General features: G+C 37.6%; 13 protein-coding genes and 1 pseudogene. 6 read left to right on the top strand and 8 right to left on the bottom strand.

All coding sequences use genetic code 11. The features are described 5' to 3' along the window. The first annotated feature begins 24 nt into the window (after positions 1 to 24). Positions 25 to 3,372 carry a DEAD/DEAH box helicase gene (locus tag E0409_RS10175; RefSeq protein WP_131290417.1) on the top strand — a complete coding sequence of 1,116 codons (3,348 nt, stop codon included), beginning with the start codon at positions 25 to 27 and terminating at the stop codon, positions 3,370 to 3,372. 17 nt (positions 3,373 to 3,389) lie between these two features. Here E0409_RS10175 and E0409_RS10170 read toward each other — a convergent pair whose 3' ends face one another. The 5 genes from E0409_RS10170 to E0409_RS10150 all read right to left on the bottom strand — a co-directional run bounded on the left by E0409_RS10170 (position 3,390) and on the right by E0409_RS10150 (position 11,343). Next, a complete protein-coding gene (locus E0409_RS10170) occupies positions 3,390 to 4,679 on the bottom strand; it encodes a type II toxin-antitoxin system HipA family toxin (RefSeq protein ID WP_131290414.1) in 1,290 nt (429 codons plus the stop codon). Continuing rightward, complete coding sequence (locus E0409_RS10165) at positions 4,676 to 4,984, bottom strand: helix-turn-helix transcriptional regulator (protein WP_131290411.1); 309 nt, start codon at positions 4,982 to 4,984, stop codon at positions 4,676 to 4,678. The genes E0409_RS10170 and E0409_RS10165 overlap by 4 nt, the downstream gene beginning before the upstream one ends. A gap of 194 nt (positions 4,985 to 5,178) precedes the next feature. After that, complete coding sequence (locus E0409_RS10160) at positions 5,179 to 8,412, bottom strand: site-specific integrase (protein ID WP_131290409.1); 3,234 nt, start codon at positions 8,410 to 8,412, stop codon at positions 5,179 to 5,181. Then, on the bottom strand, positions 8,396 to 10,669 hold the full coding sequence (locus tag E0409_RS10155; protein WP_131290406.1) for a hypothetical protein: 2,274 nt from the start codon (positions 10,667 to 10,669) through the stop codon (positions 8,396 to 8,398). The genes E0409_RS10160 and E0409_RS10155 overlap by 17 nt, the downstream gene beginning before the upstream one ends. Next, entirely contained in the window at positions 10,669 to 11,343 is a 675-nt protein-coding gene (locus tag E0409_RS10150; protein ID WP_087013839.1) for a hypothetical protein, read from the bottom strand. The genes E0409_RS10155 and E0409_RS10150 overlap by 1 nt, the downstream gene beginning before the upstream one ends. Before the next feature lie 260 nt (positions 11,344 to 11,603). Between E0409_RS10150 and E0409_RS10145 the strand changes: the two genes are divergently transcribed. Next, complete coding sequence (locus tag E0409_RS10145) at positions 11,604 to 11,858, top strand: SAM-dependent methyltransferase (RefSeq protein WP_025469532.1); 255 nt, start codon at positions 11,604 to 11,606, stop codon at positions 11,856 to 11,858. Positions 11,859 to 12,009: 151 nt separating this feature from the next. Here the strand turns inward: E0409_RS10145 and E0409_RS10140 are convergent, their stop codons facing one another. Together E0409_RS10140 and E0409_RS10135 are read right to left on the bottom strand one after the other, a co-directional pair. After that, positions 12,010 to 12,324, bottom strand: a complete 315-nt coding sequence (locus tag E0409_RS10140) for a hypothetical protein (RefSeq protein ID WP_004835523.1) — start codon at positions 12,322 to 12,324, stop codon at positions 12,010 to 12,012. A gap of 99 nt (positions 12,325 to 12,423) precedes the next feature. Then, positions 12,424 to 12,753 (bottom strand): DUF4236 domain-containing protein, encoded by a 330-nt coding sequence (locus tag E0409_RS10135; protein WP_131290403.1) that lies wholly within the window; start codon positions 12,751 to 12,753, stop codon positions 12,424 to 12,426. A 151-nt stretch (positions 12,754 to 12,904) separates the two neighbouring features. Between E0409_RS10135 and E0409_RS16990 the strand changes: the two are divergent. The 3 genes and pseudogenes from E0409_RS16990 to E0409_RS10125 all read left to right on the top strand — a co-directional run. Further along, positions 12,905 to 13,483: pseudogene (locus E0409_RS16990) on the top strand (class I SAM-dependent methyltransferase); the annotation flags it as partial. A gap of 54 nt (positions 13,484 to 13,537) precedes the next feature. After that, on the top strand, positions 13,538 to 14,104 hold the full coding sequence (locus E0409_RS16985) for a GIY-YIG nuclease family protein (RefSeq protein ID WP_353682193.1): 567 nt from the start codon (positions 13,538 to 13,540) through the stop codon (positions 14,102 to 14,104). Continuing rightward, the gene (locus E0409_RS10125) at positions 14,091 to 15,152 is read left to right on the top strand and encodes an HNH endonuclease (RefSeq protein WP_131290396.1); all 1,062 of its coding nucleotides are present in this window, start codon (positions 14,091 to 14,093) and stop codon (positions 15,150 to 15,152) included. Before E0409_RS16985 ends, E0409_RS10125 begins: the two co-directional genes overlap by 14 nt. Positions 15,153 to 15,211: 59 nt before the next feature. Here E0409_RS10125 and E0409_RS10120 read toward each other — a convergent pair whose 3' ends face one another. Next, positions 15,212 to 16,111, bottom strand: a complete 900-nt coding sequence (locus E0409_RS10120) for a competence protein CoiA family protein (RefSeq protein ID WP_045126838.1) — start codon at positions 16,109 to 16,111, stop codon at positions 15,212 to 15,214. A 105-nt stretch (positions 16,112 to 16,216) separates the two neighbouring features. Here E0409_RS10120 and E0409_RS10115 point away from each other — a divergent pair, with 105 nt between their 5' ends. Continuing rightward, positions 16,217 to 17,197, top strand: coding sequence for a hypothetical protein (locus tag E0409_RS10115; RefSeq protein ID WP_045126839.1), 981 nt, complete (start codon positions 16,217 to 16,219; stop codon positions 17,195 to 17,197). Positions 17,198 to 17,373 lie beyond the last annotated feature (176 nt).

The following is a 17,373-nucleotide window of genomic DNA, read 5'->3' as shown; positions in this document are numbered from 1 at the left end:
AAACATTTTTGGTGTCTGGTAATTATGTCCTCATTGATCAATTTTCTATCTCACTTTAGTAATCCAACTCTTCATCGCAGTCTGAGCTATGCTAAACACATTGATAGGGAAACAATTGAGTTCTTTGAGGAAAATGATGATGTCACGATGTATGCTCAAATTGAAGGGACAGATTATTACGATACCGCGATTACCTATAATCTTAAAAAAGACCGTTTAATCGATGATGACTGCACTTGTCCAGTTGGATATAACTGTAAACATGCTGCTGCTTTAGCGCGGTTATTCTTTCAAGAATATCGTCAGGAATTTCAACAGCGTTATGCTGAATCTCAATCTCCGCAGGGAATCGCAAAACGCCAATGGGGGGATGATCAGGCGCAGCGCTGGTTGAATGATTTTAAACGGTATTTACAACAGACTAAACCAGAGCAATCTGTCGAAACAAACAATTATTTAATTTACCTTCTAGATCAGTCGGTCAGCTTAAAGAAATTGACAGTTGATGTTCAGAAGGCTAGACGCAATAAAAACGGCTCAATTGCAGGGGAAAGTTATTATACCCAATATGAAAATATCACCAGAAAGCATCTGACTTTACCTGAACAAAAACGACAATTATTTAACCAGATTTATTATTACGCCAAAATAAACAGCGACGAACGCTTTTATCAAAGCAATCTTGATATCTCCAGCATTTTATTGGAGCATTTCAAATCTTTTATTCAAAGTGGCGATGTGTACTGGAAAAAAAAGAGCCATGCTGCACTTCAATGGTCAGAACAAGGCTATCACATCGAACTGATCTGGCAACAAGGTGTAAACAAACAGACAGAGCATTTAAACATTGAATTGGTCAATGGTGATATTCGACTCGATTTAAAATCAAATCCTCATATTCATATTCTCGCGAGCCATCCACCATGTTATGTGGATATTCAACAGAACACGGTGGGCCAGTTATATGGTGAATATACGGCAAATCTTCTGTACCATTTTTTACAGATGCCTGATCTTCCAGCTAAGCTCTTGCCAGAGTTTGAGAAACTGACTCATCAATATTCAGAGGTGAAAAAAATGCCTCAGCCCGAGTCTATTCAGCATATTGATGTCCTTGAGGGAAGTCCCCAGCCAATTTTACGCTTCGGTGTTTTAAATAAATTTGATTGGAAATGGGAAGAGTCTGTTTGTGCTGAAATTGAATTCTCCTATGCAGGCGGGCGAATTAAAGCAGGTACATCAGGTGACAGTTTTATTGGTGAACAGCATGGCAAAATGGTGCGACAGCTTCGGGACTTAGTTCAGGAACAACAGTCAATCCAGCGTTTACAGCTATTGGTCGAATCACTGAAGTGGGTGAAAGATCTTAGTTATGACCAGCAATTAAAACTGGATAAACAACGTCTTGATTCTATGGTTTTTGCTTTCTATGGAGACTGGATCAAACAGCTGATGCCCATCAATCAAATTGAGTTGATGGGCTGGCAGATAGAGCATCTGGAAAACAGCCCCTTTAACCTGCAATATGTTGAAAATTTAAATATTTCCATCACTGAATCTGAAGGCCAGCAGGACTGGTTCAATATCGGGGCGACGGTTCAAGACAGTGCAGGCAATTCTTATAATTTGCTTGATGCGCTCGTAGCTTTGGTGCGAGTAAATCCTGATTTACTTGATCCGCGGACTTTTATTCATCTGCATGACAGTCAAATTTTCACCGTAAAAACTGCAGTTGATCAACCTGATTTGGCTCTATCTGCTAGGGATATTAAGCCGATATTGTTGCATCTGCAGAGCATTTTACAGCAAGAAGAGCGCAGTATTGATCGCTATGATGCGAGTCAATTATTAGAATTGCAGCATAATCTTGGGATGACATGGCAGGTCAGTGATCGCCTGCAGCAATTTGTACAGAAATTCAAACAAGGCTATCAGCAACAACTGCCGACACCACAAGGTTTTCAGGGGGAGTTGCGTCCATACCAGCAGCAGGGCTTAGGCTGGTTACAGTTTTTAAGGGAAACCCAGCATGGCGGGATTCTGGCAGATGATATGGGCTTGGGGAAAACAGCACAAACTTTAGCCCATTTACTCATGGAAAAGCAGGCTGGATATTTGCAGGACAGTCCCGCCTTAATTGTTGCACCCACATCGCTGATGCATAACTGGTTCAAAGAAGCGGAGAAATTTACCCCTGAGCTCAAGGTATTGCTGCTACAGGGGCCCGACCGCCATCAGAATTTTGAGCAGATTCCGCACTATGATATTGTGTTAACCACCTATCCGCTTCTAGCGAGAGATGAAGAACAACTAAAGCAATATGAATATCATCAACTCATTTTGGATGAGGCGCAGAATATCAAAAATCCGCGTGCCAAAGCTGCACAGGTAGTACGCCAATTAAAAGCACGACATCGTTTGTGTCTAACAGGTACCCCGATGGAAAATCATTTGGGTGAACTGTGGGCACTATTTTATTTCCTGATGCCAGGATTTTTATATTCACAAGAAATTTTTAATAAAAAGTACCGTCATCCGATTGAAAAACGCGGTGATCAGCAGTTAAGGCAAAAGCTGGTCAACCGGATTAAGCCCTTCATTTTACGTCGCTTGAAAACTGACGTAGCCAAAGAATTGCCAGAAAAAACTACGATTGAAGTCAATATTGATATGAATGACCAGCAATCCAAGTTATATGAGGCTGTTCGTGCCACGATGCAGGAAAATATTCAGAAAATTGTGGCAGAAAAAGGCTTTAAACGTAGTCAAATTCAAATTTTAGATGCCTTACTGAAGCTACGTCAGGTGTGCTGCCATCCTAGCTTACTAAAGCTGGATTCAGTGAAAACCGGGCAGGCACACTCTGCCAAACTTGAACAGTTGATGGATATGGTCGTTCCAATGGTGGAGGAGGGGCGAAAAATTCTGATCTTCTCTCAGTTTACCTCAATGTTGGAACTGATTGAGCAACAGCTCCATCACGCAGAAATTGGCTATGTGAAGCTGACTGGAAAGACCAAAAAGCGAGATGAAGTCATTACAGCATTTCAGTCTGGACAAGTGCCAGTATTTTTAATCAGTCTGAAAGCAGGAGGGGTCGGTCTGAATCTAACTGCCGCAGATACGGTCATTCACTATGATCCATGGTGGAACCCTGCTGCTGAAGATCAAGCTTCAGATCGTGCATGGCGGATTGGACAGGACAAGCCAGTATTTGTGTATAAGCTGATTACCAATAAAAGCATAGAAGAAAAAATTCTTGCCTTACAGCAAAATAAAGCAGAACTGGCACAGTCTATTCTAAGTACCGATCATGAGGGCGAAGCGAAACTGACGGAAAATGACGTGATGAACTTGTTTGAGAAATTTTAGTTTGGTTTCAGATTACCCTAATCATCTGTAAGTATCTGAAAGTCTGGATGCAATTTTTTCCAATGTTCTCTTAATTTTTCTTTATGAACAGAAATCATAGGTAAGTCTAGTAATAGCACTGGCCATACTGACCGTGCTTTGTCCATGATCGCGTGAAGTTGTTTTTCAATAACACGCCATGGAACACCGACTTTTTCAGCCCATTGTTCAAAGTGTTTCATCTCAGCTAAATACCAATCTTTATTTTTAGCAAGATTCAATGCGAAATGACGCTCATTTTCAATATATACACTAGTCATCAATATATCGTATGCGGGAGATAATCTTGGTGTTCTTTTGTCCTGATAAATCATACTCCAGTTTTTTAAGTGTGCATCTCCATTGGCGAGCAAAATATTGACAAGTAAGCGGCTGGCAAATTGCTGAATATCAAGAATTTTGTTATCTGAAAATTGATAAATGATCTTTCCTATCTGCTCATAATTTGTGGTGCTGTATTTCTGCTGTGGATATGCACCGAAGATCTGAGCAAAGTCTTCGATGTGAATAAGCTCTGTAGTATCAGCAGTACTCTGTCTATCAAATCTTTTGATTGCAAAAGCATATTGCTCTTGGGGTAAATTTAATGGTGGAAGGTTTTGTAAGAGTGCCATATCCACCAAGCGAATCTCAGGGACATCTATTCCGACCATTTTGGCAAGGCTCATCATAGAATATTCATTTAGCGGAACAAAAGCATGTCTGGAAGAAGGAGTTTTGACAATCCAGTCCCCGAGTAGAGTCGATTCCGTTGCCTGGACTAGTGTAAAACGCCCATCTTTGGCTTTCATGGAAAACTTCATTTGGACGCCGGCCAAGGAAAACTTATTATCTGTTCGAATCTCTTGCTTTAAGATCTGATCTGGATTAGAGATCTGCAGTTTGAATTTTATTTCATCTGGAATTTCTTCTGGATCTAATGGAGTCGCAATGAGTGCTCCAGGTAAATCATGACCTAAAGCTGCCAATAACTGAAATTCATTGTCTATATGTACTTTGAGGCTTTGTGCAATCAGTTCGCGTAATGCACCTTCTGGTAGCAAGTTTGATAGCAAGGGATGTAAACGCTGATGTGTAACATAGGTCTTTTCTAAAATCTTATCCACTTGAGGATACAAGGGGGAAGTCAGCAGGCTCAAGGTCGGGCGTTGCTGATCAGAGCGGAAAGAATCTGTAAAAACCAGAATATTTTTTCCGCTCTGAAATCCTGCCAAGTATCCAACGACAGCATGATGTAATGTTAATTTCAGGACGGCAACAGTATTCATGGTTCCTCTCCTCCGAGAAGACCCTTCCATGGGTTAGTCATTAAGTCATCCTGATCTTCAATAGTGACTTTAATTTCATTATTCAATAATTGTCTGATCAAATGAACCTTATCATCAGGGATGAGCATCAGTTGAGCATTTAATCCTGCCGCGATAATTTCTAAGGTCTCTAATCGAGGATTGCCCTGACTTTCCAGTTTTTGGTACTGCTGTCTTGAAATGCCTGTACGGGATTGCATATCAATTTGCTTTAAGCCCAATTGGGTTCGTCTTTTTTTGATTTGCTGAAGTAAAGATTCACTCATTTTGTAGACACACTTGTTGCTTTTAGTTGTTATAAGAAATATATTAGTTTCTTTTATTGTGAAAAGCAATTTATGATTTTATCATTTTGTTTAATGTAGATAGTCTGACCATTGAAAATAAGGGGCTTTTTACTATTAAAATAGAATTATGGGGGGGTTAAACACACAATGGAAATCATAAATAGATCAGTGATTTAATCAGTTTTAAGAAGTTCCTGTTGGTGTAATACAGCCATAGGTTTATGTACGGTATCAGGTGACATGTAATCCAACCCATTAAGCTGAATAGATAGTGGGCGACCAATACATGCTAGATGTAAGCAAAATTTAAATGCAGCAAGAGCATGACCATCTTTTACTGAGTAGAGTTGTAGACGAGGAAATTCCTCTTGAGTTGATGGATGTTTATCTGTTGATGCTTTTGCTAATTTGAAAAGTTGAGGCTGTTGTTTAGCATCTAACTTTGTTTGCAAATCTTGTCCAAATAAGTGCCAAAATTTGGCAGGAAATAAAGCCTTAACCTGGGAATAAAAATGTTCGAGTTGATTGATATCCTTCCAGCGATAATGGATACCTGTGTGTGATGCGGTCACTCGACTCAAAAATACATTCAAAATGAATTCAATTTGTATTGGATTTTTGCGAGTTATTTTCTGTAGATGTTCAAAAAAATAAGTCACAGCGTGAAGCTCTTCAGCGGTATCAAGCATCGCTGGCTTTAAAAGGGTTGAGCTATCAATACTAAATAAACGAGGATTCCCTTTTTTTGATTTAATGTCTGCTAAATTTAGGGCATTTTCATACCAATAATTTACGAGCTCTTCTGGTAAGCATATACGTTGAGCTGCACTTTTAGGATCGTGAGTAGTCTCTAATAAGTTGAGTGTTTCATAAAAGCGTTGAAGTGAAATTTTAGAATCCTCTGTGCCGGCGAAGAAAGCAAAAAAGTCATGGGGTTGATTTGTTTGTACTGACAGTTCGTTAAGAATGTCAGTAGCATTACTTTGGAGCCAGTTTGTTTGATCGTTCAATAATATAGTTGCTAGAACTGCCTGATTTTTTTCAAAATTAAAGTCTTTTTCATCCGTTGTTATTTTCAAATTTTTAAACGTTGCATTGTAGCCCATGATTTTTTTAGCCAGTTCATTTGGCATATCTGGATGATGTTTCAGTAGTTTTTGACCAGCTATGAGATAACTTAAGTGAATATAACTTTTGAAAGTTTCAACGGGTTCTATATGCCCTAAAAGATGTGCAATAACAAACCAATGGTTTTGTCCATGTTGATTTTGAAGTAGCTCAGCTCGAATTTTTTGATATTCGTTTTCGCTATAGTCAGTTAGCTTTTGCACAAGTGGTGCATATTCACAGTTCAGTAAAAGCGATAAATGATTCGCTGCAGTGTGACGAAAAGAGTGAAAGGAGTAATGATGCCCTTTAAAGACCTGATTTAATATCAGTTTTAGGGGTACGGTGACAGTGTGTTTATTCAGTTTTTTATTTTCATTCAAGTTGCTGAATAAATATAAACTTTTCTTATTCTCTAAACGTTTTTCAACAACAAAATCGCTAAAGAATTGGTACTCATCATCTTTTAGCAAAGCGTATGCAGGCACAATCCGTTCCGCACTATCCGTTTTGAGCAGATGTTGATTCCCTTGTTTTTTTGAACCATAAGGTTGAACCCAGATAGAAAATTGATTTAAACCCTCGATATCTTTTACACGTAACCCGAGTATTTCGTTAATACGCATACCAGTACGGTAAGCCAAAATATAAATGATTTTTAATAATTTATAGTGATGGTCTGAGATGGATTGGTCATGTAAGAGCTGATTTAGCTTCTTTAATATTACTTGGAATGCTGTGTGACCAATGATGCGTGCACGAGGTCGACTTTGCGATGCAATAAATTCAAGTTCGAAATCTTCTGCTTGAAAAACAATTTGTTGAAAGGTGTGAAAGCGTTTCAACATGCGGATTGTTTGGTCTTTAGATTTTTTAAACTCAGGTTGATCTGCTTCATCAGCAAGTCGTGTATTGCTGATGATTTGTTGATAGATTTTGTTCAGCAGATCATTAATGTCATCGTCGGCATCGAAGTATTGTAAGGCATGAGTTAAAAACGGTTCTGCGATCCGGGTGTAATATGTATAGATTGAACTATCTGCGAGTTTTTGATTGTCTTGAAATGCCTTCGTGTACTGAGTTGTATCAAAATCAAAGGTGGCTGATAATTTTTTTATTTGCTCTGAACTTGGTCGATAGAGACTGATGAGCCACAAAATAATACGTTTAGAAAACTCATTAAACTGCTCTTGGTGACGCAGGCAAAAATCAATAATGAGTTCAGCAATAGGTTGTTCCGTTGATGATGTGCGAATCATTTTCAGCAAGTTTTTATGAATAAATATCACATTCTCTACCGCTTCAGAGGTATTTAGATCAGGTAAGGGCTTGGTTGCAGAAGAGACATTTCGTTCGATTTCATCACTTAATTGAGTTTTAAATTTTGGGAATGCAAAGTTTTCAAACTCATGTTCTGATAAACCACACGTGAGTGTGTTTTCTAACAAACATTGTGAGAGGGCAGGATCAACATCTGCATTCTGCAGTTGTAGCCAGTTGAAATTGGCGTAGTCACGTAGAAATTTGAAAGTCTTGTTGCTGTATGGATGTTTAAGTTTTTGAAAAATGAGGTGCAGATACGCATTCACATCGTGACTGATGTCACGAATTTGTCTTGTATTGAAATGAATAAGCCAAAGGCGTGTGAGTTGATCTGGAACAAAATTACGTGATTTTCGAATTGTTTTCTCATCAACAAATAGATCGCCATAGCTTGGAGAAAGTGGCTCTAAAAAGATGATATTAAAATCGCAAATTTTTTGGATTTTTGCAGGGTTTTTTAAATGTTCGAGCAAAGCATTTAATGAAGATGTTTGATTTAATCCACCGTATAACATTGAGCAAAGCAGAATATTCCCAATAATTTCATTATTAGAAAAAGCGGAACTATCTTGAGCAAGAATCCAATAATCCCAAAGTTTTTCTATAATGATGTCAATTTCATGACCGGCCTGGATCCAATCCAAAGTGAAAATTGGTTCATCACGTTTCATCTCAAAGGTGAGATATGGTAATGGGAAGTCTAGGTTATTGCTCTTATTGAGGTCTTTGATATATGTTCGGAAGAATTCATGTGCATATTTTTTCCAAGCCAAATTTGGTGCTTTACGTTTAATAAACTCATAAATCGCAGGATAAGCTTGAATTAAGTCCTCAGTTGAGAATTTTTGTTCATCAAAGTATTGTCGGAGCTCTTGTTCTGCATCAGCTCGTAGAGTCTTTTCTAATTCATTACGTTGAAGTTGACGTCTATCTTCAGCATAGCGTTTTTTTTGGATTTTTTTATTGAATGATGACATTTACTTCAATCCCGCTAATTTTAAATTGATCTTTCATTTGCTCTAAAACATTCGCAATTTTAGAAAATTGAGATAGGGATAAACTGGAAAAAGGATGTGCTACTTCTTGTTGCATGAGCTCATGTCCAAAGAGAGCTAAAATCTCAGGTTCGGTAATTTTATGAGTTAAAAAAGCACGAGCTGTGTGGCGATGCCAGTTAGCATGATCAAGACCTAATTCGGGATGAAAGTTTTTTACTAAAGATGGGCTTAGCGGTATCCACTCATCATCTTGGATGATCCCTAAGAGGGGGAGCTTACTCGTTTTGATTTGTTGTATGACATCACTTAAAGCAGGATGACTCATCATGATTTGAGTCGAAAAATATTCTAAAAATTTAAGGAATTTTTTTATCTCTTCAACTAAAAATGAACAAAGCGGAATGAGGCGTCCGAATCCATTACGGCCGCCTACTTCTTTGTCAGAAACCATCAAAATTTGGCGTTTTAAATTAAAGTTTTTAAGAAATCCAGGGAATTCAGCAACGGGGCGTGCTGCTGTAAAAAGAAGGAGGATATGCCATAGCCAGATATTATAATGATTAAAGATTGAAATTAGATCATCTTCGGCTTGTGAAAAAATATTAAATTTCAATACAGCAAAAATCTCTGTAATGACCTGTGGTTTTGGAGCTTTACGACTACCAAAATGAGTTATTGAATCAGGGAGCGAACGTACACAGCTTTCATATGTGCTTGCTACATCTGCACAAAGTGATTTTAGAATATCAATATATTGTGCATGTAATCGTAGGATATTCTGATGACAATAAGAAACAGATGATGACTGATTGGCATCAATCCCTGTGATTAAATCTGCGAGTTGTTTATTCCCTGTTTTTGCAAGAACCGTATGATGCAGTAGAGAACTCACCTTTACGACAGACAGTTTTGGAATCAATAATTCTTGTCTTAATTTGCGTAAATATTGTTGTATATCATCGAAACTAACCGAATCCATTTTGCGGAGATCCTCAATGAATAGATTAGGGATTGGAATGTCTAAATAGATCGTCTGATTGAGCAAGCTGTCTGAATACTCAAAATCACGGTTCTCAAATACATTAAATTTACTGCTTAAGAAGAATTGATCATTTTTATTGATCATTTTTTGGCGGTTATTTAAGTTTTTAGCTCGCTTGCTTTGTATATATAGCCACTCATTCACACTATTACCGGTCAAAAATGCGAGCATTAGGATCAAAGCACTTTTATTTTGATGTTCAGAGTAGTCCACATGAAGTCTTTTCAGTAGATGGTTCACGCTAGATGGATTCGGAAAAAAACTACTCGACGTGAGTAAATGTTCTTTGCGTTGAATATGTTTTGCAACAAGCGGTAGAACATAGCTTTGACTCGTTTCTGAATGTGCTGCGAGTGGTGTAATGTTAATTGGATCAACAATTATCTGTCGATCAACAGGCTCATCAATTAAGGTTTCTATATTTAGTGCTTTAGATTTCCCCCCTTTTTTGATTTCGATACTTTCTTCAATGAATTGTTCTTCATCAAGAAACTGATGTTGAAGCTGTGTATCGATACTTGCACGTGCAATCTTCGCTTTGTTTTTTAAAACGTAGTTAAAAGTAATGCGAATATCATTGAGTAGATTGCGATCAAACTCAGGCAATTCATCCGTATCTAATGTGATCAGATGTTGAATAAATTGTTCTAAGCTCTGTGTTGGATCTTGAAGATAGGTACTCCAGAGACGTTGATACTCTTCTGTATTTTGATATTTTTTTTCAGTATCTAAGTTTTTATTTGCAGTTCTAAAACGCTGAAATAAGCGCTTTACGGTATTGAAGTGTTCTGTGTGTGCTTGTTTAAAAAGATCTGGCTTGAGCTCAGGAAGAGCAATTAAATAAATGGCCGCTTTCAAAACTAGAATATTCCAATTTTTTGCATGCGTCTGCGATTCAGGTAATTGCGCAATTGAATTGATATATGACGTAATGAGTAAATCACTAATCTTAACTTTTTTAGTGAAAGCGATTACCGGTGGTGTCGGCAGCTGCGAATCAAACTCTACATCGATATCAAAGTAATCGAGATTGAGACCAACCAAAAAATTGTCAGTCTGTTGAGAAAACAATAGTTTAGCCACAAAATTAATATGTTTGGCACGCTCAAATTGCTCATCGCCAAACAGTTTTTCAAGCATTTTTTGCAATGAAATAACTGGCAAATCAATATGCTCGTTTAGATCGTTCGACACTATGATCTCCAAATTTTTTCTGTACTTAGGCAACTATCAGAGTGATCAACGAGTTCTTTTACACATCTGCTGTTGAGTGATAATTCATTAATAATATGTGTGCGCTGTTGATTAATATTTTTAATCCGCTGATTCAGTTGATTTCGTGAACATGAAAGTAGTTGTGCTAGCAATTCCAGACTCATTTGATGATGTGGCTTTAAAGATGATTCTTTGTTAATGGTTAATAGTGTTTGACGTGAAAGATGTGTGTTAATTAAATGCAATGTTTTTCGTGGATTTAACGACCGAATATCAAATTTTGAAGTTTTGATGAATTGAATAAATTCACGACTGCATAACTCTATGAGAAATGCTAATTCCTCATCTGAAAAATTTGGTTGTTGATGAATAACTAACGAAACCTCCTTAATATCCTGCTTTAAATAGCTAATATATAATTGAATATTATTGAGAATGGTGTAGCCATCAAATTCTGAGGTTTTCCACACATGGAGCTCTTTTATACGATTAGAAATATCTAAATCTGCAGCGAGACTTTTAAACATATTTAAGTAGCACAGGTTGAAACCATAAGCACGTGGATGAATGATGATTCTGCTTTTTTTGAAATTTTTTAGAGTACTTATCCGTGTTGCTGGAAACTTTAAAAGTAGTTCAGATGTCAAATCCATGTGTGCTATTGAATAAAAATAATACAGTAATATTCACGTATATTTAGAGTTTTTGAATATGGCAGGAGGCATCATTTTTTTCTTGTTTTTAAAGTTTATTTATTATTGAAAGTTTCAAATTTTCCTCCTCGAGTGGATACTCACTATTAGTTAGCTATATTTGTGAGTTGGCAAAAAATATCATGTTTCTATTATGATGTTCACATAGCTGATTAGAATGAATAGGTTAGGGATGAGTACAGCTGATTATTACAATAATAATGCTCAAATTTTTTTTGATAATACATACCGAGTTGACATGCAGAGTTTGTACGAACCTTTTTAAGTATTTACCTACACAATTAAAGATTTTGTACTTGGGCTGTGGGTCGGGTGGTGACACTTTGTATTTCAAAAATAGAGGGTATCAAGTTGATGTAATAGATGATTCGGCTGAGCTGGTAGTTAAGGTGCGAGAGCTCACAGGAGTTAAGGTTAATCAGTTGAGTTTTTCTGCGTCGCAGATTCGGCCTTGACATTAAAAAAAAGCGAGCAGATGAGTTTATGTTTGATGAAAATTTTGACCCCTCAACCTTAGATGGGTTTGGGTTGAAGTGAACCTATCATCGCGACAGGTTCTAAGAATCCAGAAAATACTGATTCAGATCCAAGCCAGCAGCTTCATTTTTAATGGCGAGTAAGGGATTCAGGAAAAATATTGTTCTTTGCTTCGAGGTCACTGAGTTCGGAAAAGGCTTGAATACCGCCTGCGGCTTTAATTCCATCTAAAGCGACAGATAGAGCTTCCTGATCTGACGGGAATGTTTCATCCCATACCGTAGAAGTACCATTTTGGTTTACCACTTCCAGTGTCCAGTCACTATCAGGTAATCGATAAATTAGAATTTCAATTTGCTCATTATCCTCTTGTAAAACTTGAGATAAGGGAGAGTCGATTAAATCATTTTCATCATAATCCAGAGTACTGTCATTATCAGACATCAGCGGCAGCCTTTATTGTATTTAACATCCGTCCATAGTAATGAATGAATTAAATTTTGCCTAGCAGTGGATATTATGGGGTACAAAGAATGGCTAAATTCAAAAAATAATTGCCCCGACAATAAAACAAAATAATCCAAAAATCCCCCAAATCCAGACATTCGATTTGGGTTGCTCAGTATGTGATGTATAGAACGGTTGTTGTTCCTGAACAGGATTCTCTTGGTTGCCAGCTCTGTTCTTATAGGGCTGGTGTTTTGAATAGGATAGGCCTGTGCCAGGAATACCAACGCTGGTTCGGGTGCCTTTTTTGCCAATATTTAAAGAAGCACCAGGTTTGCCAATGCTCGCGCTACTAATGCCTTTATGCGTCAGATTGATTTTTAATCCAGGTAATATTTTAATACTCTTGCGAAATTTGAAGCCCATATTTTTTCCATTTACAAGAACCAGTTTGGTTTCTATCTCAGTTGTCCGGATACAGTGAAATAAGAGTTTGATTCATTCATAGGACTGATCATTTGACTTATCTAGTGAAATATCAGTATGTTCTTTAACATAAGATATTGGCTTTTAGACAATGAATCAAACATCAAATTATTACAATCAGCATGCTCAAGCATTTTTTGAAAATACCTATCAGGTTGAGATGGAAAGTCTTTACGCACCATTTCTAAGATATTTGCCCGAACAGGCATTGATCCTGGATTTGGGCTGTGGCTCGGGGCGGGACACTTTGGCATTTAAGAAAAAAGGCTATCAAGTTGAGGCAATTGATTATTCTGCCGAGCTGGTTGAAAAGGCGAGAGAGCTGACAGGCATCGAGGTACGTCAGCAAAGTTTTTATGAGCTGAATGAAGTAGCTAAGTATGATGGGATTTGGGCCTGTGCTTCTCTTTTGCACTGTGAAAGAGATCGCCTGACTGAAGTGCTGGCGCGCATATTTAAAGCATTAAAGCTAAATGGTGTGTGTTACATGTCTTTTAAATATGGCGATACAGACCGTGAGAAAGAAGGGCGCAGCTTTACTGACTTGAATGAGCAGCAAGCTTACGACTTACTCAAACAAATAGATCAGGCTTTACTGTTACAGCAATGGATTACTGTAGATAAACGTCCAGACCGTACAGAAGAGTGGATCAACGTAATATGGAAAAAGCAATTACATGCTTTTGATTATTACCCGCAGCGTTTATACAATCGTGCCGAGTTAATGAAAGAGCCCTCTTTGATTCCTGCAGAACACGGGATTTATTTCTGGTGGTTCAAAAAAAATCCACCGGGAATCCCAACAAAAAACTGTATAACGTATCAAGAATATACTTTGTTGTATGTTGGCATATCTCCTGACAAGAAGACCAAACCAAATAGTAAATCAAACTTGAGAATACGGCTTAAAACACACTTTGCAGGTAACGCAGAAGGTTCAACGCTAAGACGAACATTGGGCATACTTCTGGCTGAGATGAGTGGGTATCCGCTTAGAAGAGTAGGGTCAGGTAATCGCATGACTTTTACGCATTCAGGTGAACAATGGCTGGATGCATGGCTTGAAGATAATGCGTATGTGTCCTGGATAATTTGTGAAGAACCTTGGAATGTTGAGGAAAAGGTTTTTGAACAAACGATACTGCCACTCAATTTGAAAGGTAATCAGCACGAGTTTAAAGAAATCCTTTCAGCTATGCGTAAAAAAGCCATTCAAAGTGCGAAAATGATGGAAATCGCTACGGAAGCAGGATTACAAAGACAGGTGAAGCTTCAACATGTGGCAGGATGATTGCTTTATAGAAAATAATAAACCTACACCCAACGAGCAGCTGAAATTCTTGAAGCATATTCAGCAGATATTGCAGTCAGGGACTTTTACTTCGACATATAAGTTTGCTTTGCTGATAAGTATCACGCGTCTGGCGATTGAACAGGGTCAAGATACCGGTGCTGCCTTGCATTTGGAATATCAGGATATTGCGGAAAAGTTTATTGACCTGTACTGGAAACAGTCACTGCCGTTTCAGTTTAACCAGTACGAGCCTTTTACTATTCATCAAAGCACTGGTAAGCAGGCAAAGATCATCAGTGAAATTCAGAATGCACAGCAACAATTCAAGACCTTGGCCGCGTTGAGAAAGGATGTACCTTACTGGAACAGGCTGAAGCGAACTGTTGCGACAACGGTAAAGCAAATGCCGGTAGTATATTTGCAGAATTTAAATGGTCAAACCGTAGAATTTCTCTATAATCTTGAAGATTCCAAGCAGTCCCTCAAGCTGTTGCCCAAGGTGATGTATTGCTTAAGACAATTTAGTGAAATCATTGAAGAGTTGTGTCAGAAACGCTGGATTGACTTTGTTCGACTGAATAAACAAAATCTTGTTGTCTTAGATGGTTTGCCTGACTTGGATGAATTCATGTTTGCCCCAAGTCGCAATCAACTGGGGCTGGTCGCGGACTTTCTGATTGATTTACAGCAATGCCAGTGTTTTTATTGTGGCAAAAGCCTAAAAAATTCAAAATATGCCGTGGATCACTTTATTCCATGGTCTCTATATCCTGCCGATACCGGACATAACTTTGTCCTGGCGGATGAAAAATGCAACTCACAAAAAAGTAATTATTTGGCGTCCGAGCAATTCCTAGATCAATGGAGAGAACGTAATCATCTGCATGATCAAGCCATTACACGAGAGATTTCTCAATTAGGTTTTCTAACCGATCTGCAACGTTCGCATCGGGTTGCCGACTGGGCGTATAAGCAGGCAATAGAGAATGAGTATTTAGTCTGGTTGGGTGGAAAAGATAAAAAGATATTAGCCCAAGTGTATTAAAGAATTGATTTTCAATAGATATATTTAAGTATTTGAATGTAATAAAGATATAAAGCACCTTAGTAGTGCTTTATATCTTTGGGTGTGTGCATTTGTTCTAACCTTTCTAAGACGGTAGCAGAGAACGGTTGCCAATAGTTCCATGAACGATATTTTTGATCAAAACGGCCACCACCTTCATTCCGCCATTGCTTTAGAATTGCAATGATTTCGGGGTTGTAAATACAATTCACGGATAGCATTCCACTCGAAAATTTGCGAGCACGTACCCATATTCCATTGATGGTAAATTGATAATCTTCCCAAGATGAAACATTAGGAGTCGTGTTTGTTGCGAGTTGTTCAGTTACTTCAAGTGGATTTTTAGATATTTTCCCTTCAACTCCATTTTTAATCACTTTAGGGGCTTGAGGATAAAGCCAACTTTTATGATCCAGACTTTCAAGGATCAGTTTCTTTGCTTGTTCACTTGGTATTACAAGTTCAGCCTGTAATAAGCTCGATAAATCAATCTCTAAGGTATTAACGTTCATTGATTCAATGATCTTAAGTTTATTCTCATCAATAAAATGTGTGACAGCAATTTCAATAAATATTGGTTCATCATTGTAATAACAGGCTAAATCAGGACGAATTAACCCTAAGTGAAATTCAGGAATAATTTTGTCAAATGTCCACCATGCAGCTTCATTGTCTTCAGTATTTGGGACCGCAGGAAGCATTAAACCCATAGATTCTAAAATGACTTCTTTGGCGTATTTGTGTAGTACAGATTCTGGATTAATGTTGCAGCTTTCCTTATTGCTGGCATGTGCAAAATGATGCTCTTTGATATCACCTTTGCGTGCAATGACAGTTTCACCGCATTCAAAACAAGTACATTTACATGCTAAGCCACGTTCAACATTTTCTATTTGGACCAGATTATTATTTTCATTGAGAGCAACATACATAGTCATGAGTACAAATCCTTTAGCAAGTTAATTTACTCTTCTACTATGACTGTGATTTAATCGCTAAAACACCGTATTAACAGGGGTAATACGGGTAAGTGGGGTGTATAAGTGACTGAAATAGAAATAAAAGTACTAAAATTATTTTATGGTTTACTAGTGAACCAGCCTACGATCAACAGGGCGTATGATTGTTTAAAGGTGTTATTTGAAAAAACAATTGAGAGTTATGAGAGTGGTTTTGAAGAGAAAGTTACTTACTCCAGGCAGCAATTGAAAGTTGCTGTTGATGGAAAATTGTCAGCGGAAAGAATGGATTCTAAAGAACTTGGAAAATGGATCAATGACTCACGATTAAATGATTTTTTAAAGTGTGTTATTCACCGGCACAGTGCAGTGTTTGATGAGCTTGGATACATCCCATTTGTAAATACAAATGATACTAAGGGTGGGAAGGGGAATGAGCGAATATATTGGTTGGAAATAAAAAAAATTACAGCTAAAGTTGATGAAGATAATCAGAGTCCTGAAGATAATATTGTTCATTATGAGCGAAATAATCCTGCCGACATTCAACTGTCGTGGTTTTATAAATTCATTTTTAAAAATGGCGAGTTACAAAATAAGAGCTTGAGAGGACTGGTAATGATTACCGTACTCTTTGGTAGTGTGATTGGCTGGGCTATTTATGTTTTTATTTTTTCATTGGTATTAGTTAGTGATGAACAATCTTTTACATCGTTGGACTTATTTTGGATTAGTTGTCTGATTTTCTTTTCATTTATTATGTTTAAGTACTGGGCAATTCCGTTATGGAATTTACCAGAGCATCGTGTAATTAAAGCCCCTATGAGTTTTATTTCATTCGCTGAAGATCATGCTGATCTTGAAATGTATCGGGATAAAGAGAGAAATCAAATTACTCGGGTGACAAAGTTTAAAGGTACATGCCCGATATGTGCTTCTGATGTCCTCTTAAAGAGTGGGAAACCAGATCAAAAGATGCCTTTAGTGGGACGGTGCGTTGAGAGTCCTTTTGCACATGTGTATAGTTTTGATCGTGTGACACTGAAAGGTGAGCAACTAAAATAAATCATAATTTACATGGGTAAATTGTTATATGTAAATGTGATTTTTAAAAATAAGTGGGCGATTGTACAGCCACTACATTTAAACATGAAATGTTTGAAAAGTAAGAGGGGTTGGACTCGACCTCACAAACTTGATAAGAGACGGTCTTATTTTGATAGCTATTCAAAATGCTTAAT

Origin of the sequence: Acinetobacter sp. ANC 4862 (assembly GCF_004336635.1) — a bacterium.
Lineage (GTDB): Bacteria > Pseudomonadota > Gammaproteobacteria > Pseudomonadales > Moraxellaceae > Acinetobacter.
This window is presented reverse-complemented; position numbering and strand designations above follow the sequence as displayed.

Excerpts from the sequence above, each read along its gene's own strand:
- E0409_RS10175 (WP_131290417.1), top strand. The coding sequence starts at position 25 with ATGTCCTCATTGATCAATTTTCTATCTCACTTTAGTAATCCAACTCTT.
- E0409_RS10170 (WP_131290414.1), bottom strand. The coding sequence starts at position 4,679 with ATGAATACTGTTGCCGTCCTGAAATTAACATTACATCATGCTGTCGTT.
- E0409_RS10165 (WP_131290411.1), bottom strand. The coding sequence starts at position 4,984 with ATGAGTGAATCTTTACTTCAGCAAATCAAAAAAAGACGAACCCAATTG.
- E0409_RS10160 (WP_131290409.1), bottom strand. The coding sequence starts at position 8,412 with ATGTCATCATTCAATAAAAAAATCCAAAAAAAACGCTATGCTGAAGAT.
- E0409_RS10150 (WP_087013839.1), bottom strand. The coding sequence starts at position 11,343 with ATGGATTTGACATCTGAACTACTTTTAAAGTTTCCAGCAACACGGATA.
- E0409_RS10145 (WP_025469532.1), top strand. The coding sequence starts at position 11,604 with ATGCTCAAATTTTTTTTGATAATACATACCGAGTTGACATGCAGAGTT.
- E0409_RS10140 (WP_004835523.1), bottom strand. The coding sequence starts at position 12,324 with ATGTCTGATAATGACAGTACTCTGGATTATGATGAAAATGATTTAATC.
- E0409_RS10135 (WP_131290403.1), bottom strand. The coding sequence starts at position 12,753 with ATGGGCTTCAAATTTCGCAAGAGTATTAAAATATTACCTGGATTAAAA.
- E0409_RS16985 (WP_353682193.1), top strand. The coding sequence starts at position 13,538 with ATGAAAGAGCCCTCTTTGATTCCTGCAGAACACGGGATTTATTTCTGG.
- E0409_RS10125 (WP_131290396.1), top strand. The coding sequence starts at position 14,091 with ATGTGGCAGGATGATTGCTTTATAGAAAATAATAAACCTACACCCAAC.
- E0409_RS10120 (WP_045126838.1), bottom strand. The coding sequence starts at position 16,111 with ATGACTATGTATGTTGCTCTCAATGAAAATAATAATCTGGTCCAAATA.